The organism is Cystobacter fuscus, from assembly GCF_044360685.1.
Lineage (GTDB): Bacteria > Myxococcota > Myxococcia > Myxococcales > Myxococcaceae > Cystobacter > Cystobacter fuscus_C.
This window is the reverse complement of record NZ_CP043491.1, coordinates 5218700-5243134: the sequence shown is the minus strand read 5'-3', so window position 1 is coordinate 5243134 and position 24435 is coordinate 5218700. Positions and strand designations below refer to the sequence as shown.

At 67.8% G+C, this 24435-nt stretch carries 23 protein-coding genes and 1 tRNA gene; 13 read left to right on the top strand and 11 right to left on the bottom strand.

Features of this window, described 5'->3' with window-relative positions; translation table 11 throughout:
* Positions 1–252 precede the first annotated feature (252 nt).
* On the top strand, positions 253–3132 hold the full coding sequence (locus F0U63_RS21450) for a YncE family protein (RefSeq protein WP_395847770.1): 2880 nt from the start codon (positions 253–255) through the stop codon (positions 3130–3132).
* A 99-nt stretch (positions 3133–3231) separates the two neighbouring features.
* On the opposite strand, the gene F0U63_RS21445 is transcribed toward F0U63_RS21450, so the two are convergent.
* Together F0U63_RS21445 and F0U63_RS21440 are read right to left on the bottom strand one after the other, a co-directional pair.
* Positions 3232–3780, bottom strand: coding sequence for a MarR family winged helix-turn-helix transcriptional regulator (locus F0U63_RS21445; protein WP_395847769.1), 549 nt, complete (start codon positions 3778–3780; stop codon positions 3232–3234).
* Between the two features lie 6 nt (positions 3781–3786).
* Positions 3787–4473 carry a Coq4 family protein gene (locus F0U63_RS21440; protein ID WP_395847768.1) on the bottom strand — a complete coding sequence of 229 codons (687 nt, stop codon included), beginning with the start codon at positions 4471–4473 and terminating at the stop codon, positions 3787–3789.
* Between the two features lie 199 nt (positions 4474–4672).
* On the opposite strand from F0U63_RS21440, the gene F0U63_RS21435 reads away from it, so the two are divergent.
* Both F0U63_RS21435 and F0U63_RS21430 read left to right on the top strand, forming a co-directional pair.
* The gene (locus F0U63_RS21435) at positions 4673–6076 is read left to right on the top strand and encodes a cytochrome P450 (protein ID WP_395847767.1); all 1404 of its coding nucleotides are present in this window, start codon (positions 4673–4675) and stop codon (positions 6074–6076) included.
* 12 nt (positions 6077–6088) lie between these two features.
* Complete coding sequence (locus tag F0U63_RS21430; protein WP_395847766.1) at positions 6089–7339, top strand: cytochrome P450; 1251 nt, start codon at positions 6089–6091, stop codon at positions 7337–7339.
* Positions 7340–7411: 72 nt separating this feature from the next.
* On the opposite strand, the gene F0U63_RS21425 is transcribed toward F0U63_RS21430, so the two are convergent.
* A tRNA-Arg gene (locus tag F0U63_RS21425) sits at positions 7412–7485 on the bottom strand.
* Between the two features lie 115 nt (positions 7486–7600).
* On the opposite strand from F0U63_RS21425, the gene F0U63_RS21420 reads away from it, so the two are divergent.
* Positions 7601–8053: a hypothetical protein gene (locus tag F0U63_RS21420; RefSeq protein ID WP_395847765.1), complete on the top strand. Its 453-nt coding sequence runs from the start codon at positions 7601–7603 to the stop codon at positions 8051–8053.
* 306 nt (positions 8054–8359) lie between these two features.
* On the opposite strand, the gene F0U63_RS21415 is transcribed toward F0U63_RS21420, so the two are convergent.
* Complete coding sequence (locus F0U63_RS21415) at positions 8360–8635, bottom strand: hypothetical protein (protein WP_395847764.1); 276 nt, start codon at positions 8633–8635, stop codon at positions 8360–8362.
* A 223-nt stretch (positions 8636–8858) separates the two neighbouring features.
* Between F0U63_RS21415 and F0U63_RS21410 the strand changes: the two genes are divergently transcribed.
* The 8 genes from F0U63_RS21410 to F0U63_RS21375 all read left to right on the top strand — a co-directional run bounded on the left by F0U63_RS21410 (position 8859) and on the right by F0U63_RS21375 (position 16860).
* A complete protein-coding gene (locus F0U63_RS21410) occupies positions 8859–10163 on the top strand; it encodes a hypothetical protein (RefSeq protein WP_395847763.1) in 1305 nt (434 codons plus the stop codon).
* A complete protein-coding gene (locus F0U63_RS21405) occupies positions 10160–10594 on the top strand; it encodes a tetratricopeptide repeat protein (RefSeq protein WP_395847762.1) in 435 nt (144 codons plus the stop codon). The genes F0U63_RS21410 and F0U63_RS21405 overlap by 4 nt, the downstream gene beginning before the upstream one ends.
* A gap of 456 nt (positions 10595–11050) precedes the next feature.
* Positions 11051–11494: a DoxX family protein gene (locus F0U63_RS21400; protein WP_395847761.1), complete on the top strand. Its 444-nt coding sequence runs from the start codon at positions 11051–11053 to the stop codon at positions 11492–11494.
* Positions 11454–12686, top strand: a complete 1233-nt coding sequence (chrA, locus tag F0U63_RS21395; protein ID WP_395847760.1) for a chromate efflux transporter — start codon at positions 11454–11456, stop codon at positions 12684–12686. The genes F0U63_RS21400 and chrA overlap by 41 nt, the downstream gene beginning before the upstream one ends.
* Positions 12687–12756: 70 nt before the next feature.
* On the top strand, positions 12757–14049 hold the full coding sequence (locus F0U63_RS21390; RefSeq protein ID WP_395847759.1) for a hypothetical protein: 1293 nt from the start codon (positions 12757–12759) through the stop codon (positions 14047–14049).
* A gap of 91 nt (positions 14050–14140) precedes the next feature.
* Positions 14141–14911, top strand: coding sequence for an alpha/beta fold hydrolase (locus F0U63_RS21385; protein WP_395847758.1), 771 nt, complete (start codon positions 14141–14143; stop codon positions 14909–14911).
* Positions 14912–14963: 52 nt separating this feature from the next.
* A complete protein-coding gene (locus F0U63_RS21380; RefSeq protein WP_395847757.1) occupies positions 14964–16277 on the top strand; it encodes a glycosyltransferase in 1314 nt (437 codons plus the stop codon).
* Between the two features lie 43 nt (positions 16278–16320).
* Positions 16321–16860, top strand: coding sequence for a metal-dependent hydrolase (locus tag F0U63_RS21375; protein WP_395847756.1), 540 nt, complete (start codon positions 16321–16323; stop codon positions 16858–16860).
* Positions 16861–16878: 18 nt separating this feature from the next.
* Here the strand turns inward: F0U63_RS21375 and F0U63_RS21370 are convergent, their stop codons facing one another.
* Positions 16879–19221, bottom strand: coding sequence for a fatty acid desaturase (locus F0U63_RS21370; protein ID WP_395847755.1), 2343 nt, complete (start codon positions 19219–19221; stop codon positions 16879–16881).
* A 150-nt stretch (positions 19222–19371) separates the two neighbouring features.
* Positions 19372–19959 carry a TetR/AcrR family transcriptional regulator gene (locus tag F0U63_RS21365; protein ID WP_395847754.1) on the bottom strand — a complete coding sequence of 196 codons (588 nt, stop codon included), beginning with the start codon at positions 19957–19959 and terminating at the stop codon, positions 19372–19374.
* 124 nt (positions 19960–20083) lie between these two features.
* On the opposite strand from F0U63_RS21365, the gene F0U63_RS21360 reads away from it, so the two are divergent.
* Positions 20084–20851 (top strand): SDR family NAD(P)-dependent oxidoreductase, encoded by a 768-nt coding sequence (locus F0U63_RS21360; protein WP_395847753.1) that lies wholly within the window; start codon positions 20084–20086, stop codon positions 20849–20851.
* 141 nt (positions 20852–20992) lie between these two features.
* Here F0U63_RS21360 and F0U63_RS21355 read toward each other — a convergent pair whose 3' ends face one another.
* The 5 genes from F0U63_RS21355 to F0U63_RS21335 are packed head-to-tail and all read right to left on the bottom strand — an operon-like array spanning position 20993 to position 24434.
* Positions 20993–21895 carry an ABC transporter substrate-binding protein gene (locus F0U63_RS21355; protein ID WP_395847752.1) on the bottom strand — a complete coding sequence of 301 codons (903 nt, stop codon included), beginning with the start codon at positions 21893–21895 and terminating at the stop codon, positions 20993–20995.
* Between the two features lie 15 nt (positions 21896–21910).
* Positions 21911–22066 (bottom strand): hypothetical protein, encoded by a 156-nt coding sequence (locus F0U63_RS21350; RefSeq protein ID WP_395847751.1) that lies wholly within the window; start codon positions 22064–22066, stop codon positions 21911–21913.
* Positions 22067–22092: 26 nt separating this feature from the next.
* On the bottom strand, positions 22093–22866 hold the full coding sequence (locus tag F0U63_RS21345; protein ID WP_395847750.1) for an ABC transporter permease: 774 nt from the start codon (positions 22864–22866) through the stop codon (positions 22093–22095).
* Positions 22867–22881: 15 nt separating this feature from the next.
* The gene (locus F0U63_RS21340) at positions 22882–23661 is read right to left on the bottom strand and encodes an ABC transporter ATP-binding protein (protein WP_395847749.1); all 780 of its coding nucleotides are present in this window, start codon (positions 23659–23661) and stop codon (positions 22882–22884) included.
* Positions 23658–24434, bottom strand: coding sequence for an ABC transporter permease (locus F0U63_RS21335; RefSeq protein WP_395847748.1), 777 nt, complete (start codon positions 24432–24434; stop codon positions 23658–23660). Before F0U63_RS21335 ends, F0U63_RS21340 begins: the two co-directional genes overlap by 4 nt.
* Position 24435: the final 1 nt, after the last annotated feature.

Below are 24435 nucleotides of genomic sequence, written 5' to 3'. Positions count from 1 at the left end.
CTGGGTCAATTAGAACACGTACTCCTGGTTCTCGCCCTTATTTCTTGGAAATAGAGTTTTACAGTCCTTCTGGTGTGCTGCGTCGTGAGAAGGGCCGTCCCGCTCAGGACGCATTGCGTCAACGCGCGTTTTCGCGAGCCCGTGGAGGTGTTTCCCCTCCCTTCGGTGGGGGCGATGTCGCGGCGTCGCTTGGTACTCCCCGTCCGTTGCGGTTCGAACTGCAACGCTTACCCCCCCGAGGAGGTCCAACCCATGGGTACCCAGCAAGTGGGCGCGAGCCAGAGCCGATGGCGCGCTCGAGCCGCTTCGTTGTGCGCCGCCGCATCGATGTTGGTTTCGGTCAATGCCACCGCCCAGACGCCATCGTTCGTCGAGTTCGATAGCGCGCACGTCCGTCCGATGGCCCTCTCGCCAGACGGGACGCGGCTGTTCGCCGTCAACACGCCGGACAATCGCCTGGAGGTCTTCTCGGTCTCCGCCACCGGCCTCTCGCTCATCGCCGAGGTGCCGGTCGGGCTCGAGCCGGTCTCCGTCGCCGCGCGCAGCAACACCGAGGTGTGGGTGGTCAATCACCTCTCGGACAGCATCAGCGTGGTGAGCCTGGAGGGGACTCCGCGCGTGGTGCGCACGCTGCTCGTGGGCGATGAGCCGCGCGACATCGTGTTCGCTGGCACCAAGGGCCATGCGTTCATCACCACCGCGCACCGCGGCCAGCACCGCACCGATCCGTCCATCGCCTCCGTCCCCGGCGCGGGCGACCCGCAGCTCACCACGCCCAGCGTGGGCCGCGCGGACGTCTGGGTCTTCAACCCGGCCTCCCTGGGGACGACGCTGGGTGGCACGCCCGTGCGCATCGTGACGCTCTTCGGCGACACGCCGCGGGGCCTCGCCGTCAGCCCGGACAAGAAGACGGTCTATGCGGCCATTGCCCAGTCCGGCAACCAGACGACGTCCGTCAGCATGGACAGCGTGTGCGACGGCTTCGAGAGCACGGGCATCTGTTTCGTCTTCCCCGACTCGAAGCCGTGGGGGAACAACATCCTTCCGGGTGGTCTGCCCGGTCCGCGGACGAACGCCGCGGGCGCGAAGGCGCCCGAGACCGGCTTGATCGTCAAGTGGAACAACACCACCAGGCAGTGGGAGGACATGCTCGGCCGCAACTGGAACAACGGCGTGCGCCTGAACCTGCCCGACAAGGATGTCTTCGCCATCGACGCGGACAACCTGACGGAGAAGGCCTTCTACACGGGCGTGGGCACGAGCATCTTCAACCTGGCCACCAACCCGAAGACGGGCGTGGTGTACGCGACCAACAGCGACGCCAACAACCTCACGCGCTTCGAGGGCCCCGGCGTCTTCGGCGGCAGCACGGTGCAGGGCAACATCGCGAAGATGCGCATCAGCGTCATCTCCGGGGGAACGGTCTACCCCCGCCACCTCAACAAGCACATCGACTACTCGAAGCTGGCCAACTCCGCCGGGTTCGATCCCACGGCCAAGAATCACAGCCTCTCCACCCCGACGGAGATGGCGATCTCGAGCGACGGCACGAAGCTGTACGTGGCCGCGTTCAGCTCGAACAAGGTCGGTGTCTTCGACACCGCGGCGCTGGAGGCCGACACCTTCAACCCGAAGACCGCGAGCGCCAACTACATCCCGGTGAGCGGCGGCCCCAGCGGCCTCGTGCTGGATGAGGCGCGCAACCGCCTGTACGTGATGACCCGCTTCGACAACGGGGTGAAGGTCATCGACCTGGGCACCCGGAAGCAGGTGGCCTCGGCCGCCCTCTACAACCCGGAGCCCGCCTCCGTCGTGGAGGGCCGTCCCTTCCTGTACGACGCGGACTTCTCCTCCGCCAACGGCGAGGCGTCCTGCGCCAGCTGCCACATCTTCGGCGACAAGGACGAGATCGCCTGGGATCTGGGCAACCCGGACGACGAGGTGTCCACCAACCCCATCGACAAGCGCCTCGCGAGCGATCTGGCGATCGGCGCGTTCAACGCGCTCACCGGCCACCCGGGCTCGCCCATCAACGGCACGGGCGATCAGCATGCCTTCCACCCGATGAAGGGGCCCATGACGACGCAGACCCTGCGCGGCATGGCCAACTCGGGCGCCATGCACTGGCGGGGTGATCGCTCGAACGGCTTCTACGGCGTCAATTCGGACGCGGAGGACGTGTCGTTCAAGAACTTCATCGTGGCGTACGAGGGGCTGCTCGGCCGCGTCTCGATGCCGAGCGAGGAGGAGATGAACAAGTTCACCGCCTTCCAGCTCCAGGTGCAGCTGCCGCCCAACCCCATCCGCAAGTTGGACAACTCGCTCACCACCGCCCAGCAGGCCGGCCGCGACTTCTACTTCGGCAGCCGCCGTGTGGACGGCCTCGCGATCGGCTCGGACACTGGCTTCAACTGCAACGGCTGCCACGCCATTGACGCCTCGCAGGGCTTCTACGGCACCGACGGCAAGTCGAGCTTCGAGGGAATCAGCCAGATCATGAAGATTCCCCACGTGCGCAACATGTACACGAAGGTCGGCATGTTCGGCTTCCCGGACAGCAGCTTCTTCCAGCATCCGGAGACGGGGCCGATGGGAGATCAGATCCGCGGCTTCGGCTTCACGCATGACGGCGCGGTGGACACCCTGTTCCGCTTCTTCAGCGCCATCGTGTTCTCCAACACCAGCGTCGGTGGGCCGCTCGTGGGCTTCCCGGGTGACACCGATCGCCGCAACGTGGAGGCCTTCATGCTGGCGTCGGACTCCGATCTGGCGCCCGTCGTGGGCCAGCAGGTGACGCTCACGTCGACGAACGCCGCCGCCGTCGGCTCGCGCATCGATCTGCTCATCGCGCGCGCCAAGGCGCCGTTCGTGTCGAAGGCCCTGGGCGGTGCCACCTACGAGGCCGACCTGGTGGCGAAGACGGTCGTGGGCGGCAAGCCGAAGGGCTTCCTCTACGAGCGCAGCGCGGGGACGTGGAAGCCCGACGACGGCACCGCGAACATCACCACCACGGCCCTGCGCACGCTGGCGCTCAAGGCGGGCCAGGAGGTGACCTTCACCGCGGTTCCGCCGGGCTCGGGCGTGCGCATCGCGCTCGATCGCAACCTGGACGGCAAGCTCGACGGCCAGTAACCGGCGAGCCAGCCAGGCCTCCCTACCCCATCATGCCCCGCCCCGGTCCTACCGGAGGCGGGGTTTGTTTTGTGATGCGCTGGAAGTGCCAGGCGGCTGTCACTTCTTCTGGCGCCGGGCGGAGCGCTCGCGGGGAGGGCTCACCCGCGCCTCCTCCTCGTCCTCCAGCTCTCCTCCCTCCTCGGGGGGCGAGGGCATGCGTTGCTCCAGCGCGCCGAGCGCACGCTCCACGAGGTCCAGCGCGCGGCCCAGTTCCTTCAGCTCCGCCGGGGAGGCGCTCGCGAACTGGGCGGCCAGGTCACCGGTCAGCGCCTGACGGACCTGCTGGCTCACCGCCAATCCGGCCTCCGTCAGCACCATGCGCAGCCGCCGCCGGTCGTCGGGATCGGCCTCGCGCCGCACGTAGCCCCGCCGCTCCAGTCGGTCGAGCAGTCCGGTGATGACGGCCGGCGTGACCAGCAGCCGCCTCGCCAGGAGCCTGGGCGAGGAGATGCCCTGACGGATGGCGTAGAGCATGGTGAGCTGGCGCAGACTCAACTCCCCGCTCAGCTGGTTCGCCTGCACGCTCGTGGCGGCCCAGCGGTTCAGGCGGGACATCAGCAGCAGTGTGCGCTCCGCGTGCTCGGTGGGGGGGACGCTCCGGGTCATCGCTTCCTAGGCCTTCGCGGGGGCACACAGCCGCGCGCGCAGCGTGGCCACGGGAGTCTCCCAGTGCTCCTCGAACCAGAAGTCGAGGAACCGCGGGGACGCGCGGCCACGGCGGTACGCGGCCCACACCCGCCGCAGGTACTCGGACCGCTCGACGCCGGACTGCGGAGCCTTGAGTTGTCCGATCGTCCCATTGAGCAGGACGAACATCGTGGTCCGCAGCCCCAGGTTGCCCAGGAGGTACGCCTGCAGCTCCATCTCGCCCACCACGTCCGTGGCGTAGCCCGTCAGCACGTGCAACAGGTCATGCGTCTCGCGGTAGCGCTTGGCGAGGTAGTCGACGTCGTTCTTGAGCTGGAGCGTCGTCTCGAAGGGGGAGATCTTGTTGTCGCGGAAGTAGCGCGCGAGCGCATGGCCGAATGTTCCCTCGGGGAGGCGCTCCAGCGCGGCCAGATCCAGTTCCTTGCCCTGAAGGGAAGGCCGCTTGGACAGCAGGCGGCGCCCTTCCTCGCTGCGCTGGAGCTGATGGGCGAGCGAGGCGTAGACGTTGCCGTTCAGGCTCAGGTTGAACGTCTGGCCGTAGATGGGATTCGTCGGGTCGTTCTTGAGCTCCTTCAGGCACTGGGAGGCCACGCGCATGCGGGTGAACAGGGAGGCGTTGTCGGGCAGGAACATCGTTTGGGCAGGGCTCATGGACGTTGGCTCACAGGGCGAGGGTTGGCGGTTGACGGCGGCTCGGCGCGAGGCCCGCGGTCTTGTTCTATTCGTTTATGAAGTAAACGGTATATGACGTAAACCACCCTGTCAACGGACGGGTATTGCCAACTCTTTTGCGTCAGATACATTTTCTCAAGCTAACGAATTGGGCCCGGTGGCCCGGTGAGAGGACTCCATGGCGACGACCCCCCCCGACGTACAGAAGCCCGAGACGGCGCCCCACACGAACTCGAAGACGACCCCGAGCGAGGCGCCCGTCGCGCCCCCCACGGTGAAGCTGGACAGGGCGAATCCGGAGTTCCTGGCTGGTGCCCACGCCGTCTACTCCACCCTGCGGGCCCAGGGCCCCGTCGTGCGTGTCTCCTTCGGCGTCAACCTCGCGGAGAGGGCCCGGGCGGCGGGCGCGCCGGAGGGCCAGGCCCGGGGGGCCTCGGCGGATGAGTGGCTCTTCGTGGCCCGGTACGACGAGGCGACGGAGGTGCTACTCGACGAGCGGTTCGCCTCCGACTTCCGCACGGGAATGACGCCGGAGCAGCGCGAGCGCGCGGTGGCCGCCATGCCCGAGGAGTTCCAGCCCATCGCCCACAGCCTCCTCATGCTGGATCCCCCGGATCACACGCGGCTGCGCAAGTTGGTGCAGCCGAGCTTCACCGCACGGGCGATGGATGCCCTCAAGCCCCGCGTCCAGCAGCTCGTGGATGAGCTGCTCGACAAGGCCGAGCGGGCCGCGGCCGAGCGGGGCGAGACGGCACCGGAGCGCCGGATGGAATTCGTCGAGGCCTTCGCCTACCCGCTGCCGATCCAGGTCATCAGCGACCTGCTCGGCATCCCGGTGGAGGATCAACCCCAGGTGCATGCCTGGGCGGAGCGATTCCTCCAGTCGGATCCCCAGCAGTACATGACCGACCAGGAGGCGCGGGCCGGAATGGTGGACTTCACGCGCTACCTGGAGCGGCTGTTCGAGCGCAGGCGGCGCGAGCCCACCGAGGACATGATCAGCCAGATGGTGCACGCCCAGGAGGATGGCGACAGGCTCAACCCAAAGGAGCTGCTGTCGATGGTGTTCATCCTCTTCCTCGCCGGCCACGTCACGACGGTGAACCTGCTCGGCAATGGGGTCGTCGCGCTGCTCAAGCACCCCGAGCAGCACGCCCGCTTCCTCGCGGACCCCGCTGGCCTGGTCAAGGGGATGGTCGAGGAGACGCTGCGCTACTGGGGGCCGGTGGACTTCCTGGGCAGTCCGCGCATCGTCAAGGAGGACCTGGCGCTGGGCGGTGTCCACATTCCCAAGGGCTCGAAGCTGACGGTGGGACTCGCCTCGGCGAACCGGGATCCCCAGCGCTTCGAGAATCCGGACGCGTATGACATCTCGCGGTCCGATGCCCACCGGCACATCGCCTTCGGCAAGGGCATCCACGTGTGCATCGGGGCGCCGCTGGCCCGGCTCGAGGCGCAGATTGCCTTCGAGACCCTGTTCCGGCGCTTCCCGAAGCTGCGGCTGGCCGAGAGTGCCGACTCGCTCCGCCTGGGCGTGGGGGCCGCCATGCGCGGCTTCAGGAACATCCCGGTGTTTTTCTAAAGGAGGCTGTCCATGTCGAAAGAGCAGACGAAGTCCGAGACGAAGTCTTGTCCCTTCAACCCGTATGCCCCCGGCTTCGACGCCAATCCGTACCCCATGTTCAAGGAGCTGCGGACCCATGAGCCCATCTCGTACTGGGACCAGGGCCATGGCTGGATCGTCACCCGCTACGAGGATGTCATCGCCGCGCTGCGTGACAACAAACGCTTCTCGACCAACTCCGCCGATTGGGAGCTCGCCAGCACCCTGGGGACCGCGGCGCTGATTCCCGAGAGGGATGAACTCAACAAGTCCAACCTCTTCGCGCTGTCCGATGCGGACCATGCCCGGGTGCGCAAGCTCGTCAGCCCGGCGTTCACCCCCCGTGCCGTCGAGTGGTTGCGGCCGGACGTCCAGGCGATCGTGGATGAGTTGCTCGACGCCGCGGAGGCCAAGGGCACGGTCAACCTGGTGAGCGACATCGCGGACCCCATTCCCGCGCGCGTCATGAGCTCCCTGCTGAAGATTCCCAAGGGGCGCGAGGTGCTCTTCCAGCGCTTCACCGAGGCATCCATCAAGAGCATCCTCCCCAGCCTGATTCCTTCCGAGGAGCTGGCGGCGGTGCGCGAGGGTATCCGCGAGGGCATCGTGCTGTTGCGCGAGACGATCGAGGAGCGGCGCCGCAACCCCGTGGAGAACGACATCCTCACCACCCTCATCCAGACCGAGGAGCAGGGCGACAAGCTGAGCACCTCGGAGCTGCTGTCGCTCGTGGGCTCGCTCATCGTGGGGGGCTTCGAGACCACGGTGCACCTCATCGGCTTCACCATGGCCAACATCCTGCGGCGGCCCGAGCTGTTCGCCCAACTCAAGGCCGAGCCCGAGCTCATCAAGAACACCCTCGAGGAGGTGCTGCGCCACGATAGCTTCGGCAAGCTGGGCCTCACCCGCTACGCGCGGGAGGACATGGAGTTCGGCGGCGTGAAGCTCAAGAAGGGGCAGAGGCTGTTCCTCATGAACAACAGCGCGATGCATGACGAGGCCGCGTTCCCCAATCCCGAGACGTTCGACGTGCGCCGCAACATCACCGCGTCCATCGCGTTCGGCCACGGGATGCACTTCTGCCTCGGCGTCCACCTGGCGCGGCTCGAGGGGCGGATCGCCGTGGGCACCCTGCTCAAGCGCTTCCCCGACATGAAGCTCGTCAAGCCGCCCGCGTTCGGTCCCCATCCGGTCCTGCGCAAGATGGAGACGCTCGAGGTGCAGTTGCTCGCCCGCTCCTGAGCGGACGGCGGCGCTGGGTGGCCGCCGGACAAAAAAACGCCCTGCTTCCGGGGACTTGGGAAGCAGGGCGAGTGGCCCCGACTGGAATCGAACCAGTGGCCTGCGGTTTAGGAAACCGCCGCTCTATCCAACTGAGCTACGGGACCAGCTAAATAGCCCACTGAAACTACTGGTTCTTTCTGGTGAGCGCCAGCCTACCACCGCGAGCGCCCCGGCCTTGTACGTAATCTGTACGTAACCGGCCAGAAGGAACTGACGACGATGCCCCAGTGGAACGGACAATGGCCAGGAGGAAGAACCTACCTGGACCGGCACGGCAACACCCGTTGGCAACTGGAGCGGATGCACAACGGGGTCCGTTATAGCAGGCGGCTGGAGGCTCGCAACGAAACTGAAGCCTTCGCCGAGCTGGCACTGTTCGACCGTGACCCTGACGCCTACCTGACAAAGAGCGAGGCCGCCCGGAAGGCCGCCGACGAGGCGGTCTTCATGGACGCCGAGCTGGTGGCCCGGTTCCTCGCCCACCTCAAGGCCGAGGGCCGCACGGAGCGATACCGGCGCAACATGCGGACCTACCTAGGGAGCGAGATCGGGCGCATCGCCCGTGGTGAGTGCGAGCTGGAGGTGCTGAACAACCACCCGGAGATTCGTGGCGTGGTGCGCTTCATCCACAAGAGCGGGCGCGTCCACACCCAGAGCCTCGACGGGCAGTGAGCCTGCCCCAGTTTAGTGGCTCTCCCGCACTTCATGTGCTCCGCGCATTGGGACCCCTGCCGTCCCAACGAGCGTTGCTCGTCGCATGACCGGCGAGCACGCAATGTGCGGGAGAGCCACGTAATCGGAGCAAGGCCAGTTCCACCCGTTGAATCGCCCGTTGACCTACGACTTCAGGCTCGCGAAGCCTGTCCCTGATCTCGTCCGCCTTCAGCTCCAGTTCGTCGAGATCACCCTGTACGGACCCCTGCGTGCCGGGCTGGGAGGGAGGGCTCTCCTCCAACGAACGAGGAGGCTCTGTTCCCTCTACTGGACCGGGTTGCTCGGCTTCCTTCTTCTCGCGGCGGTGACGTTGTGCGGCGTCAACAGGTGCGCCGGGTTCTCCTCGCCTCGGAGCACACGGCCGAGCTGATGCAGCCCGGTCTCCACCAGCAGCAGGATGGCGCTGATGATGACGGGCGCGCTGTGCACCCGCTCCAGGTCGGGCACCGCGCCCATGGCGACGCTGTCCGCGATCCAGTGGGCGCCTTCGATGGCATAACGAATTTCCCCCAGCTCGGCGGAGAGACTGACGTGCTCCATCTGGATTCCTCCTCGGGTGGATTGGATGAAGACGAACTGGCCGACCAGCCAGCATGTCAGCGGGGATGCCCGCCAAGGTCCTTATGCCGAAGCACGGGCGCTCTTGATGAGCCCCTCGAATGACGCCGCCGAGAACGGCGAACACCGGGAGTTGTCGGACCAATGGGGTACACATTTGGTCTAGCTACCCATCAGGGGGTGGTCATCATCAGGGGGAATTCCCATGAAGCTGGGCTGGACGGCGGCGCTGCTGGTGCTCCTCGCCGGGTGTGCTACCGCTTCTCGGGTCGTGCGCCTGGACACGGGCCAGGCCGACACTCTCGTTTTCACCCCACGCTCCGGTGCCGAGCCGGTGGAGTTGAACGGCAACGAGTTCAAAGAGGCCGTGGCGAAACGTGCCTGGGAGGTTCGGCCCTCCACTCGGCCCCAGGAAGCAGCCCGGAAGTTGTTCGAAGTCGAGGCGCGGAGTGGTTCGTATTCGTACGAGACACGCAGCCGCCGCGTCACTCCGCTCGGGCCGGACGAATATCTGGAGGGGACACCACCGGCGGCGGAGGTGGAGTTGACTCGCGCCTACCTGCGCTGGTGCGAGCGCACCGGCAGGCCCGGAGACTGCCTACGCCTGCTGACGGAGAGCCCCATCGTCAATGGGGACGGACGTTTCACTCTGGCCATGGCCCTCGCCAAGGGCGCCGTGCTCGACGAGATGCTGGAGGCGTTCAAGGACATGGCCGATCCACACGCCATGGTGGCGGCGGTTCTCTGGACCTGGACCACGTACATGGTCCTCATCTCGATTCCCGACGTGACGGTCTCGAAGGGCCTCGCGGCGGTGATGACCGCCACCCTCATCTCCTACGTGGGCATCGACACCTTCTGGGGCCTCGTCGTGGGCTTCAAGCGGCTGATGGACGAGGCGGATCGGGCCGCCACGTTCAACGAGCTGCGCGAGGCCGGAGAGCGGTACGGCAAGGTGATGGGCCGCAACGCGGCGCGTGCGTTCGCCATGCTGGCCATGGTGGCTCTCGGCAACACGGCGCCGGGGTTGGCGGCGAAGGTGCCGACGCTGCCCGGTGCGATGCAGGCGGCGGCGCAGGCGGAGACGCAGGTGGGTATCCGCCTCGCGGCAGTGGGGGAGGTGGAGACGGTTGCCGTGAGTGCCGAGACCATCACCATCGCACTTGCTCCGGGCGCCGTGGCGATGTCGGCTCAGGGGTCGGGTGCCACGAGCGCTCCGCTCCCGGCGAGCGGTGATGACATCTCGGCCAAAGATGTGCACGTAGACGTTCCCAAGCACAACCTCGACCGCCTGGCTCCAACGTGGCCAGAGCAACGACAGTTCCTCATCGACGCTGTCCGCCAGCTCGAGGGGAAGGTCAGCGCATTGGCCACAACCCCCCAAGGGTCCATCTTCGAGAGCACCCTCAAGATCAATGATAGGTTCGGGGGGATTGCGAACCTGACCATTCGCTGGTTCAAGTACACGGACGGTCGAATCACCATCAACACCGCTTTCATTCCCCCATGACGGACCATCTCGAATATCTGGCGAAGCGAGTGCTGGAGACAGGAGGAGCAGAGGCTGAGCGGGCCTTCCGCGATGCGCTCCGTCACGTCTCCGACCCCGCTGTACTCCGGGTGCTTGCAGGAAAGTTCTACGCTGAGCCCGAGGTATCGGTGCCCACCTATGAACGACTCCTGGAGCTAATGCCCAAGGATGTGCTCACACAGGTTGAATTCGGATTCATCTATTTCCTCATGGGAGAAGACGGCGAGGCGCGTCGGCAGCTCGGCATGGCCCAGGCGTTGGACCCGGAGCACGTGCAGGTTCTCACCCTGGAGGCGGCACTGGCACGTGAGTCGGCCGAGAAGGTGCGGCTCTACCGCCGCATCCTCCAGAAGGAGCCCCTGAACGAGATTGCACGCGGCAAGCTCCGTGAGCTGGGGGAAACGCCGTAGTTCCTGGCCTGGAGGCCGTAAGCTCGGGCACTTCGAGCTGCGAGTCTCCGAAGACGATCAGGACGTGGCCTATTTGCGCCTCCCGAGCCACCCCGGTGAGACCTGCAAGATGTCGAAGTCGAACCTATCCGGCCAGTACGTCATCAGTACGTAATCAGCCGGCCGCTGGTGAACATGGATGAACGCCAGCGTTCGGTAATCTCGGGGATTTGGAGGGACCCACCCGAGGGCCGAGCGGCCCTTCAAGGGTTAGGAAACCGCCGCTCTATCCAACTGAGCTACGGGACCGTGGGCGAACGGGGTTTATCGCAGGCCGCACCTCGGATGCAACGCCGTCGCGTCGTCCCCTGGCGTGGACAGGGCACCCACGGGCCACGGATCGTCTCGCCCGGGCGTTCTCTGACCGATTCTCGACGGTGGCGCATGGCAGGCTCGTCCACCATGAGTCCATCCGCCTTGAAGTCACGCCTCCTCGCCACCGAGGCCCCCGCCGCCACGCTCCTCATCCGCCTCATGGTCGGCGGCGTCTTCCTCTCCGAGGGACTCCAGAAGTACCTCTTCCCCGCCGAGGTGGGCGCCGGCAGGTTCGCGAAGATCGGCCTCCCGGCCCCCGAGTTCCTGGGACCCTTCGTCGGTGGGGTGGAGATCGTGTGCGGCACCCTGGTACTCCTGGGGCTGGTGACGCGCCTGGCCACCCTTCCGCTCCTCGTCGTCATGGGGGTGGCGCTGACCACCACCAAGGTGCCCATCCTGCTGGCGAGCGGCTTCTGGAAGATGGCGCACGAGTCGCGCACGGACGTGTCCATGCTCCTCGGAGCCCTCTTCCTGCTGTGGGTGGGCGCGGGCCCCAGGTCGTTGGATGCGCGGCTGTGGAGGCGGCACGGAGCCTCGCGTGTCTGACGCAGGGCTGGCCGAGGCGGGTGGAGCACCCCCGCCCCGCGCGCACGCGTTGAAGGAAGTGGCGCTGCTCTTCCTGCGGCTCGGCTTCACCGCTTTTGGTGGGCCGGCGGCCCATGTCGCCCTGATGGAGGACGAGGTGGTGCGCCGCCGCCGCTGGCTCAGCCGCGACGAGTTCCTCGATCTGCTGGGTGCGACGAATCTCATTCCGGGACCGAACTCGACGGAGCTGGCCATCCACCTGGGCCACCGGCGAGGCGGATGGGCGGGCCTGCTGGTGGCGGGCGTCTGCTTCATCCTCCCCGCGATGCTCCTCACCCTCGGGGCCGCCTGGGCGTATGTCCGCTGGGGCACCCTGCCCTCCATGGAAGGTGTGCTGTACGGGGTGAAGCCCGTCATCATCGCGGTGGTGCTCCAGGCCCTCTGGGGCCTCGGCCGGAGCGCGGTGAAGACCCGAGTGCTCGCCGCGGTCGCCCTGGCGGCCGTGCTCGCCAACGGCCTGGGTCTGCACGAGCTGCTCGTCCTGTTGGGCGCCGGGGCCGTCATGGTGCTCTGGCGGGGCGGCCGGCGCGCGGCGGCCCGGGACGGAGCGCCCAAGGGGCTCGGCGGGAGGCTGGTGGGAGGACCCCTGGTGCCGCTGAGCCTCGCGGCCGGGGCCACGAGCGCCGTGCCCTTCAGCCTGGGAGGCCTGTTCCTCTTCTTCGTCAAGGTGGGCTCCGTGCTCTACGGCAGCGGCTACGTGCTGCTGGCCTTCCTGCGCACGGACCTGGTGGAGCGCTGGGGTTGGCTGGGCGAGGCACAGTTGCTGGACGCGGTGGCCGTGGGACAGGTGACGCCCGGCCCCGTCTTCACCACGGCCACGTTCATCGGCTACGTGCTGGGGGGCGTGCCGGGCGCGGTGGCCGCGACCGTGGGCATCTTCCTGCCGGCCTTCTTCTTCGTCGCGGTGAGCGGGCCGCTGGTTCCATGCTTGCGCCGCTCATGGGTGGCAGGTGCCGTGCTCGACGGCGTCAACGTGGCGTCGCTCGCATTGATGGCCCGCGTCACCTGGGAACTGGGCCAGGCGGCCCTGGTGGACGCGGTGACGGTGGGGCTCGCGCTCGTCAGCGCCCTGCTCCTCTTGCGCTATCGCATCAACTCCGTCTGGCTGATTGTCGGCGGCGCGGCAGTGGGGCTTCTGCGCCTCTTCTGGTGATGGGGCGCGCATTGCCATTGCTTCACATGACCGGGTAAATCCAACCTTCTCGTTTTATCAGGAGGTGGATGTGCTCGGACGTGACCCGGCGGCATGGAGTCTGTTCCTCGCGATGTGTCTTGGCGGTCCCGGTGGGTGCGGCCTCGCTCCGGAAGTGGAGACCGGAAGCGAGTCCCAGTTGGAAGCGCGGGAATGGCCCCTCACCGAGGGCGCACCACTCACGGCCCACGACGCCAGCTGTCTGAGGCTGGTGGATCAGAAGACCTGGACGAGTTCCGTCGCGAACATGGCGGACGTGGGCCCCGCGCTCGGACTGCCGGCCCTCCTGGGCGATCTCAACCGCGCGGGCCCCGTGCTCACCGCGAGCACCCATCCTCCCGCCACGGGTTACAAGGGCGGCTTTCGCTGGAACGACGGCGACATGGCCACCGCCGACTGGATTCCCCAGGCCCTGACGGCGGGCGTCTCCGGCGGAACGAATGTCGCCATCGTCTCCTGGCACTACGCGTCGAGCAGCCCGGACAAGGGCGTGCGCCTGTCCGTGGCGGACATCTCGGACATGTCGGGCAGCGCGGTCAATTACCGGCACGTGCTGCTCGTCCGGCCCACCGGCACGGGCCAGTTCACCACCGTCAACGAGCATGGTGGCGGACTCGCCTGGTTCGGCGACTACCTCTACATGGCCGACACCTCGGACGGCCTGCGCGTATTCGATCTCAGGCAGATCCGCCAGGTGGACACCAGCGCCACGTGCGAGACCCAGGTGGGCAAGGTCGGCTCGGTGTGGTGCGCGTACGGGTACAAGTACGTGCTGCCGCAGGTGAGCGCGTACACCGTGCCTTCGACCCTCACCAGCCCCTGCCGGCCCAAGTTCTCCTTCCTCGGCAAGGACACGCGCGGCGGCACGAGCGCGGTGCTCTCGGGCGAGTACTGCAACAGCGGCGACGCGCAGTGCCCGTATGACGGCTCCACCCCGGGGCTCGGCGGGCGGCTCTACCGCTGGCCCCTGAACGCCTCCACGAACCGGCTCGTGGAGGTGGGTGGCGCGGTGGTGCCCGAGCGCGCCTGGATCATGAACGAGCCGAACGTGCAGGGCGTGGCGCCCGTGATGACCTCGACCGCCACCACCTCGTACTGGCTGAGCTCCACGCGCTATGGCGGCGCGCTCTTCAAGGTGTCCACGAGCGCCTCGCGCAAGGCGTACCTGTCCGGCAGCTCCCAGTGGGCGCGGATGCCCGAGGGCATGCACGCCACGGGCAGCGGCACCAACCTGTGGACGGTCACCGAGGGCGTCAGCGGCGTGACGAACCCGGCCACGGGCGGACGCGTGGTGTTCTTCGTGGATCAGGCCGCCGTGGACTGAGCAGCGGTTGGCGCGGGGAAAGCCGCGCCCGCATGGCGGAATATTGTTCAAAGACAACGACATACGACCTGGGGCAGGTGTGTTGAATCCATTGTCGAAATATTCAGCGGCGATTCATGACATCGAGTTGTCCTACGAGGTGCGTGGGCACGGAGAACCCCTGCTCCTGCTCCATGGCTTCACGGGGGCAGGTTCCGACTGGCGGCAGGTCTTCGACCTCGACGCACTCGCGCGGGAATTCCAGCTCATCCTCCCCGACCTGCGCGGCCACGGCGGGTCCACCAATCCCTCCGGGGCCCTGACGATCCGGCAGTGCGCGCTCGACGTCCTGGCGCTGCTCAAGCACCTGGGCCTCGAGCGGACATTGGCCATCGGGTACAGCCTTGGGGGCAACACCCTGTTGCACCTGGCGACGCGGAGCCCCCAGCGGGTGAAGCGGATGGTCCTCGTCGCGGCCGCGCCGTACTACCCCGCCCAGGCGCGGAGGCTGATGGCGGCGATGACCGAGGAGTCCCGCTCCCCCGCCGAATGGGCGGAGATGCGAGCCCGCCACGTCCACGGCGACGCACAGATTCGCGACCTGTGGCGGATTGGCCGCAGCTTCGCCGACAGCTACGACGACATGAACTTCACCCCTCCCCTGCTCTCCACCATCGTGGCGCCGACCCTCGTCGTGAATGGGGACCAGGACCCGCTCTACCCTCCCGCCCTGTCGCTCGAGCTGTTCCAGGCCATCCCCGACGCCCGGCTGTGGATCATCCCCAACGGAGGACACGGCCCCATCTTCGGGGAGCACCGCGAGGCGTTCGCGCGCACGGCACTGGCCTTCGTGCGCGGGAGCCAGGCCGCGGCCTCGCCGTGAGTGCACGAAGCCAGGAGACCCGCTCCTGGTCATGGTAGATGAACGGATCCCCATGACGAATCCGAAGGGAACGCTCTGGCCCCGGGAGTACCTGCGCCACTTCGACTACAAGCCCTCCTCGCGCATCGCCATGCTCACGTGGGGGTCGCGGGGGGACGTGCAACCCTTCGTCTCGCTGGGAGCGGAGCTCGTCCGCCGCGGACACCGCGTCAAGATCGCGGCCCGAGCGCCCTTCCGCTCGTTCGTCGAGGAGCATGGGCTGGACTTCTTCGAGATGGAGGAAGACGGCACCGACACGTTGATGAACTCCCTGGCGAGCAGCGGCGGAGGAGCGGATGGGATGAAGCTCTTCGCGACGTGGCAGCGGCGCCTGGTGCCGTCACAGTTCCGGCAGTTCTGGAAGGCGTCCGAGGGAGCCGACGTCCTCATCAACAACGCCGCCTTCACGATGCCCGCGCTCCACGTCGCCGAGCGGCGCGGCGTGCCCCTCTTCCAGGCCTTCTTCGATCCAGGCTTCATTCCGACACGGCGCTACTGCGTCTCCTCCGACAACCGCATCCACGAGGGGAGCGCGCTGCGCAACGTCGCCACGACGCGCCTGAAGAACCTCGTCGGCGGGCTGTTCACCTGGGATCTGGTGAACACGTGGCGCAGGGAACACCACCTGCCCCTGGAACTGCTCGGCGAGCCGCACCGCCCCGGGCTCCTCTTCCGCTTGCCGGTGCTGCTGGCATGGAGCCCGGAGTTGTTGAAGCGGCCCGACGACTGGCCGGAGTGGTTCGTGCAGACCGGGCGCTGGCGTCCCCCGGGAAAGCAGCAGGAGCCCGGAGCGCGCTTGAAGGAGTTCATGGCCGCCGGAGCGCCCCCCATCTACATCGGGTTCGGAAGCTGGGGCGTGCACGACAAGACGGCCGTGACGGACCTGCTGCTCGAGGCCCTGCGCGTCACGGGCCATCGGGGCATCCTGCACCGCAACACCGTGGACGCGCGGAGCACGTTCCCGGCGGACGTGTACGTGGACGACAACCTGCCGCACGACTGGCTCTTTCCCCAGGTGAAGGCGGTGGTGCATCACGGAGGCGCGGGGACGGTGGGGGCCGTGGCCACGGCGGGAGTCCCCTCGGTGATCGTCCCGGCCTTCTTCGGGCAGGAGGTCTGGGGGGACATCGTGCACCGCGAGGGTGTCGGGACGATGCTGCAACGGCGTGAGCTGCGCGTGGACACCCTGGCCGCGGCACTCCGGGAAGTCACCCAGCCGCACGTGTTCGAGAAGGCCCGGACGCTGGGGACGCGCGCGAGCAAGGAGGGGGCGGAGGTTCTCGCCGCGGACGAGATCGAGCGGCGCCTGAAGCAGGCCCGGCCCTAGGCGACAACGGGTCCGGTGACGTTAGACTCGCCGCGGAGAACACATGGCGAGCTTCGGACACATCGCGGTGGGACTGGCGCTCGGGCGCCTGGGCGGAAGGACGGCATCACCCCGGAGGCGGGCGACCACCATGGTGGCCCTGGCCGCGCTGGCCATGCTGCCGGACGCGGACGTCGTCGCCTTCAAGCTGGGCATTCCCTACGCGGCCGAGTGGGGACATCGCGGCGCCTCGCACTCGCTCGTGCTCGCGGTGCTGGTGTCGCTCGGGGTGGCGGTGGGGACGCGGGTGGCGCGAGGGCCCGCGCTCGAGGCGGGACTGCTCGCCTTCGTGGCCGTGGGCAGCCATGGCCTGCTGGACGCGATGACCACGGGAGGACTGGGCGCGGCGCTCCTGTGGCCCTTCACCACCGCCCGCTACTTCCTCCCCCTGCGGCCCATCCCCGTGGCGCCCATCGGGGCGGGCATGCTCTCCGCGCGCGGCGTCTACGTGGTGCTGGTGGAGTTGCTGCTCTTCCTCCCCTTCTGGGGCTATGCCCTCTGGCCACGCCGCCGGGCGGTCTCCACCTTGATGGAGAAGAGCTGAACCCGCTCCCGCTCACCCCTACCGGCACGTCAACATGCGGAGCGCACCCGCGGCGGTCAGCTCCACGACCCCGCCTCGGCGGGTGGCCACCACGAGGCCTCCATCGGAATCCACCACCCAGACCATGGGGTCCGCGGGGAGTTCCACCAGATAGCGCATCGTCCAGGAGCCATCCTCCGCCCGGGTGAGCGCATGCACCGCGCCCTCGTTGAGCCCCAGGTGGGCCAGGCCCGTGAACGCCAGCAGCCCCGCCTTGGACCGCGCGAAGCCCAGCAGGTTCTTCTCCCGCGCGAGGACGGACTTGTGCCCCTCCTGGGTGACAAACCACAGCTCTCCACCCCACTCGCCTCTGTCCAGCCCCACGAGCCACCCGTCCTCCACCCGCTCGAAGCTCCGAGACGTGTATTCCGGCAACTCCACCGCGGGGAATCCCTCGGGGGGTTTCGCCTTCAAGCGGGATTCCGAAGGAGCCCTCGGGGTCAGCGTCAGCCAGCGCTCGCCCTTGCGCACGCGCCACTGCTTCTTCCCCGCGTCCCAACACTCCTCTTTCGGCGGGACGAACTCCGCCTCACGCACCTCGTGGCGGGCCCTCATGATCGCCTCGGCGTCATGGGGCGGACGCGGCCCAGCTCCCCTCCGCTCGATGGCTTGACGGGCCTCGGCGGCGGCACGGCGCACGGGCCCGAACCAGTGCCCTCGCCGTGCCTGCTCGAGCACGGGCAGCGCCTCCCGCGCACCGATCCGGCCGAGCGCCGCCGCGGCCCCCCGCTGCACTCGCCAGGAGGGAGAGGCTCGGAGCGCCTCGCCGAGCGCGGGCACCGCCTCCGGGGAGCCAATCCATCCGAGCGGCTCCACCGCACATTCGCGATCCTCCATGTCTGGAGCGCTCCGCAGCATCTCGAGGAGCCTGGGCACGGCCGACGCCGCCCGGGGTCCCAGCTCCGCCAGCGCTCGACACCCGGCATCACGCATGAGCCGCTCCGAGCTGTCCAGCAGTGGGACCAGGGCCGATGGATCCGGAATCCGTATCAGTGCCAACGCCGCCCGCTCGTTCCCGGCCTTCATCTGATTGATCAGCGCGGGGAGGACCGCTTTGGCGGCCTCACCGAAGGCGCCCAGCACGTTCGCCGCCGCGTATCGCACCCGGACGTCCGGGTGTTGGAGCAACTTCGCGACCTCTGGCACCACCACGGGTCCCTGCTTCACCAACGCCTGGATGATGGCGCTCTCCCCGGCGACGTAGTCCTCCGTCACCACATCCGGGCGCTCCAGCGTGCCGCTGAGTTCCACCAACCGCGCGAGACAGGTGTCCAGGGGGGTGCAAGCCTCGGAGGGCAGCGAGGCGAGAGTGGTGTCCGCCCCCAGGAGGACGGACATCAGGAGGAGAAGTACCGCCCGCGGCGGATCAGGGATGGAGCGCCCTCCGGGACGGCGGTGCAGCAGAGGCCGGTCGCGGTGCAGCAAGCCCAGCAGGGCGGGCACTGGCGAGATGACGCGCTCGGTGCCCTGCAGTTGGGCGGTGAGCTCACGCCGCACCTCGGGCAGGAGGCTCCAGTGCGCCTGCGGCCGCAGATGGTGCTCCTGGTGATAGCCGTCGTTGAAGGCGAGCAGGTTGTAGAGCCAGCCGTAGTAGCTCACCGAGTCCGTGTAACGGCTCTCGGGGGCCGCGCCGAAGTGCTCGAAGTAGTTCTGCAGGTTCACCAGCACGAATGCCAGGAAGAGGGCCGGCAGGTAGCAGCAGAGCGTCCAGCGCCACGACAGGGCCAGGAAGACGCACAGCCCGGCGAAGAGCAGCAGACGCTCCAGCCGCACTTGACGCAGTTCCTGTTCGCGCCGGACCGGATCCTTCGCCACCAGTTCGAGCAGCTCCCGCTCGTGCTCGCCCACCCGCCACAACCGCGTGACCGAGAGCAGCCCCCGTCCGGCGGTGCCCAACATGGAGACCGCTCCGCCGAAGACATAATGGAAGAGACCGTCGTGCTCTCCGCCCTCGCCCTTCTGGAAGGTGGAGGTCAGATCCTTCGTCTTTCCGTCCGCGCCCTTCCGATCGTTGTTGTAGCGGTGGTGGTTGCGCACGTGGAACAGCTGATGGCGCTGCAACGACTGGCCGATGATGAGCGAGTTGAGCGCCGACGCCAGCGCGTTGAGCCGCCGCGACTCGAACCAGGGCACGTGCATGAGGAGGTGCGAGATGACGATGAAGTTGTACGTCACCATCAGCACCAGCAGGCACGCGCCTCCCAGCCGCCAGGGCCAGGAGGATCCATCCCAGGCCGCCGCCAGCACGAACATCGTCGCCGCCTGGGCGAGGCTCAGCGCCAACAGGACCGCGTCACGGCGCGAATGCTTCCAGATCTTCATTCCCATCCAGAGCGGCACTGGCCAGAGGGGGCCATGCGGTCTGGCGATATCGTCCCGGGGAGCCAGCACCCCTGTCAACCCGGGTGCCCCGCGCCTCCTCCCTCCCGCCAAACCCTTGCTTCAGCGCTCAGGCGAAGAACGCCGAGGGGATCAGCTCACGCTGCGCCAGGCGAGTTCGGGGAGCGTCGAGAGCATCCACTTCGGATCCACGCTTCCCGGCGATGAAAGATGGAGCCGGCAGGCCTGGTGGACCGGACCGAGGAGCACCACGTTCAACGTGAGCTCGGGCGATCGCGTCTCCGCGAAGACGCCCAGCTCGGTCAGATGGGCCATCATCTCCGCCTTGAGCTCCGTCTTCCGGACTCTCAGGGCACCGCGATGCCCACCGTCGAGCTCCAACGCGAGCGCCTGGTACATGAAGCGGGCCTCGACTTCGTTGTCGAAGACCCAGCTCAAGTGCCCCTCGACCAGGGCCCTCACGGCCGTGCGCGCGGTTCTGGTCGCCAGAACGCGGGGGGAAATGAAGCCCTGCAGACGCTCGAACGTGCGTTCGAGCAACGCCGCCACCAGGGCGGGGAAATCCTCGAAGTGATGGTAGACGCTCGAAGGGCTCGCGCCCGCCGCCTTCCGGATGTCCTCGATCCCCGTGCGCATGAGTCCGCGCTCGTCGAAGCAGCGGAGCGCCGCGTCCAGCAACGCCTCCCGGCGGGCAACGCCATTCTGTCGCACGACGGCCATCACTCCATCCCATAGCGCGGTGGGGCGCCTCCTGTCCAGCCCTCGCCCAATTGGAGGATTCTTCCAATTTCATATTGGAATTTAATTCCAGTTTGTTTAGCTTGCTCTCGAACGGAGGTGGCACATGAAGCTCGGGATCGAGAAGAAAGTGGCGTTGGTGACAGGCGGCTCACAGGGAATCGGGAGGGCGGTGGTGCGACAGCTCGCCGCGGAAGGCGCGCGCGTCGCGTTGACCTTCCGAAGCGAGCGCGAGAAGGCCGCGGAGATTGTCCGGGAGATCGAGCAGGGCGGCGGCGAGGCCTTGGCGATCGAGATGGACCTCTCGTCGATCGACTCGGTGAAAGGCGCCGTGGCCGCCGTGCTCGCGCGCTTCGGGCAGCTCGACATCCTCGTGAACAACGCGGTCCGCTGGGGCGAGAAGATGCCGTGGCAGGCGCCTCTCTTCGAGGACTACGCGCTCTCCGAATGGCAGGGCCTGGTTCATGACAACATCGATGGAGCCATCGCGGCGATTCAGGCGGCATTGCCCTCGATGCGGGCCCGAGGCTGGGGACGGATCGTGAACGTGTCCTCGGGTGTGGCGCTCGATGGTGTCGTGGGGGCAGGACCGTATGGCGCGGCCAAAGCCGCGCTCCACGGCCTCACCGCCTGTCTCGCGCGAGAGCTCGGGCCTCACGGCATCCTGACCAACGTGGTCGTGCCCGGGCTCACCCTCTCGGACAGGATGAGCGCGGCGCTTCCGCCCAACGTTCAGGAGCAACGCGGAAAGGCGTATGCCATTGGGCGCTTGCTTCAACCCGAGGAGGTGGCGCCGACGATCGTCTTCCTGTGTTCCTCCGCGAACACCGCGGTCACCGGAGAAATCGTGCGCGCGAGCGGAGGACGGCCGTAGCTCGATTCATGCGTCGATGGACGTGGGGGGCCATCGCGAATGGGTCCTGTCACCGTGCGCCGAGTTCAACGCGAACCCACCGCGTTGGACGCCTCCCTCACCCATCTCTACCGCGTGGCCGGGCGGCACCGCTCCTGAGCCTCAGTCGTCCGCCTTCTCCGGATCCAACCGCCCGGCTCCCACGGGGTAGTCCCACGCCGTCTCGTAGGCGGCGCCCTCCGCGAAGCGCGGGTCCACGTACTCCTCGAAGGCGATGGGCTTGTCGATCAACTTGTTCTCGAGCATCAGCCGGGTGACGAGCTCGAAGTCATCCCTTCGGGGAAGCAGCGGATTGAATTTCACGCGGTCCAGCGGCCTCGTCAGCGCCCACTTCAGGAGTGAGGGCGGCTGGTTGTAATAGTAGCGCCCGACGAACTCGGCGGCGTACTCGCGCTCGCTCTGGCCCGAGTCCAGCCACAGCCCCGAGCGGGCAATGCCATCCACCAGCACCTGGACCGCCTCGGGGCGCCGCTGGATGACGTCCTCCCGCACGACCAGCACACACGACATGTAGTCCGGCCAGTACTCGCGCGCGTGGAAGAGGACGCGGCCATAGCCCCCCATCTCCGCCTGAGATGGAAAGGGCTCGCCCATGACGAACCCGTCGATGGCGTTGGACGCCAGGGCCGCCGCCACGTCGGCGGGCGGCATCTCCACGATGCGCACGTCCGCCGCACGCACCCCATGCTGCTCGAGGGCGCGCAGCAGGAGCAGCCGCTCGTCCGAGAAGCGGCTGGGAATGGCCACGGTCTTCCCCTTCAGGTCGGCCACCGTCTTCACGGAGCCCCCCTTCTTGACCACCGCCGCGCTGCCATAGCGGTGACCCAGGAAGACGATCTTGATGGGAACGCCCTGCGACCGCAGGGCCACGGCCAGGGGAGCGACCAGGAAGCCCGCCTGCACTCGATTGGAGATCAATGCCTCCTTGATCTCCGGGAACCCCTGGAACAGCCGGGGGAGGAACAAATACTGATCGAGTGAGCGGCGGGCGATGTAGTCGGTCACCGGGCACGCGAGGTGTCAGGTGACTGGGATGTAGGCGACATCGAGCTTGCGCTCGCTCTCGGGACGCCACTGGTTGACGATGCCGTCCCAGCGCACGTTGAGCGAGACGTGGAGCACGGTGAGCGTGAGGACCCAGAGGGTGAGCGCCGCGGCGAGTTTGCGAGGGGACATGGTTCTCTTCAGGTGGAGGGAGCGCCTCAGCTCTCCCGATGAAAGGCCCAACGTACCGCGCCGGCCCGTTCGATGCGGCGCATGAGCACGTCGAGGCCGAGACCGATGATGCCGATGAGCAGCATCCCGGCGACGACGAGATCATAGCGCTTGCCGGCGTTGCGCGCGTCGATGATGAGGTAGCCCAGGCCCGAGTCGACCCCCATCATCTCCGCGGCGACGACCACCAGCCAGGCCACGCCCAGCGCGAGGCGCAACCCGGTGAGCGCGTAGGGAAGGCACGCGGGGAGGATGACGCGGCGGAGCAGGGCCCAGCGGCCCAGGCCGAAGTTGTCCCCCACCCGGAGGTAGATGCCGGGAACGCGCTGCACGGCCTCCATCGTGTACGTCACGATGGGAAACAAGGACGACAGGAAGATGAGGAAGACGGTCGCGGTGTTCGCCACGCCGAAGAGGAGGATGGCCACGGGACTCCAGGCCAGCGGGCTGATGGGGCGCAGCAGCTGGAGGACCGGCCCGGCCACGCGGGCGGTGAGCGGGGACAGGCCCATCACCAACCCCGCGGGCAGGCCCAGCAGCACCGCGAGCGCATAACCCGACAGCACGCGCACGAGCGAGTCCCGGACGTAGGGCACCAGGTGGCCTCGAAGGGCGAGCTCCCGCACGCCCAGGAGCACCTCGAGCGGAGTGGGCAGCACCTTCGTCCCCGTGAGCTTCACGGCGGCGTGCCAGAGCAGCAGCAGCACCGCTCCCACGGCACAGGGCCACAGGAGGCCCGAAGGCTTGCGCGAGCTGTTCATGGCCGCGTCACCGTCTCACACCTGATGGGCCAGACCCAGCTCATCCAACAGCTCGTCGCGGTACTGGAGGTAGCGCGGGGAGCTGAGATCACGCGGGTGTGGCAGATCGATGTCCACCACCCGCTGGATGCGGCCTGGCCGGGACGACATGACGAGCACGCGATCCGCGAGCTGGACGGACTCGTCGATGTCGTGGGTGACGAAGAGGATCGTCTGCCGCTCGGCGGCCTGGATGCGCAGCAGCTCCTGGCGCAGGGTGTGACGGGTGATGGCATCGAGCGCGCTGAAGGGCTCGTCCAGGAAGAGCATGTCGGGTTTGACGGCGAGCGCCCGCGCGACCTCGAGCCGCTGCTTCATCCCTCCGGACAGTTCCGAGGGCCAGGCCCGCGCGAAGCCCGTGAGCCCCACCAGCTCCAGGTAGTGGGAGATCCGCCGCCGCCGCTCGGGCGCGGGCAGGTCCGCCAGGCCAAAGCCGATGTTCTCCTCCACCGTGAGCCAGGGAAAGACGCCGCGCTCCTGGAAGACGAAGATGCGTCGCGGATCGGGCCGGGTGACGGGCTCTCCATCGATGAGCACCTGCCCCATGGTGGGCTTCAGGAAGCCGCCGATGACGTTGAGCAGCGTGGTCTTGCCACACCCGGACGGCCCGAGCAGGCAGAGGAACTCGCCCTCGCGGCACTCGAAGTCCACCGGAGCGAGCGCCTGGAGCGGCTGCCCCTCTCCCGGGAAATGCACCGAGACGCCACGGGCTCGCAGCTTGATGGCACCAGACTTCAGGGGGTTCTCGACGCTCATCCTGGCTCCTCGCCCACCACGTCCTGGCGATGCATGAGCGAGCGGGCCACTCGCGCCATCGCCCGATCGAGCGCCAGTCCGGTGAGGCCGATCAACACCATGCCCGCGACCACCAGATCGTACCGGTTGCCCGCGTTGCGGGAGTCGACGATCAGGTAGCCCAACCCGGAGTTCACGGCGATCATCTCCGCCGCCACGACGACGAGCCACGAGATGCCCAGCGTCAGGCGCATGCCGGAGAGCAGCTCGGGCAGGGCCGCGGGCAGCAGGACGCGCAGGAAGAGCCGCCGGGTGTCCAACCCGAAGTTCTGGCCGGCCCGCACGTAGACCGCGGGCACGTTGCGCACCGCGTTCATGGCGGCCAGCGTCAGCGGCGGCGCCGAGGCGATGAAGATGATGAAGACGGCCGAGGCGTCACCCAGTCCGAACCAGAGGATGGCCAGGGGGATCCACGCCAGCGGGCTGATGGGGCGCACGACCTGGACGAAGGGGCCCAGGGCACGGCCCGCGTGAAGGCTCCAGCCCAGGACGAACCCCAGGGGCAGCGCCACGGCCACCGCCAGCAGGAAGCCCCACGTCACCCGGAACAAGGAGGCGATGAGGTGCTTGAACAGCACGCCCCGGCGCAGCAGCTCCAGCAACCCGAGCCCCACCTGCCAGGGCCGGGGCAGCAGTGGCGCACCCGAGACATACAGCGAGAGATCCCAGAGCAGGACGAACAGCACCAGTCCCACGCAGGAGGCACCCACGCGCCATCGGAGTTGGTTCGACATC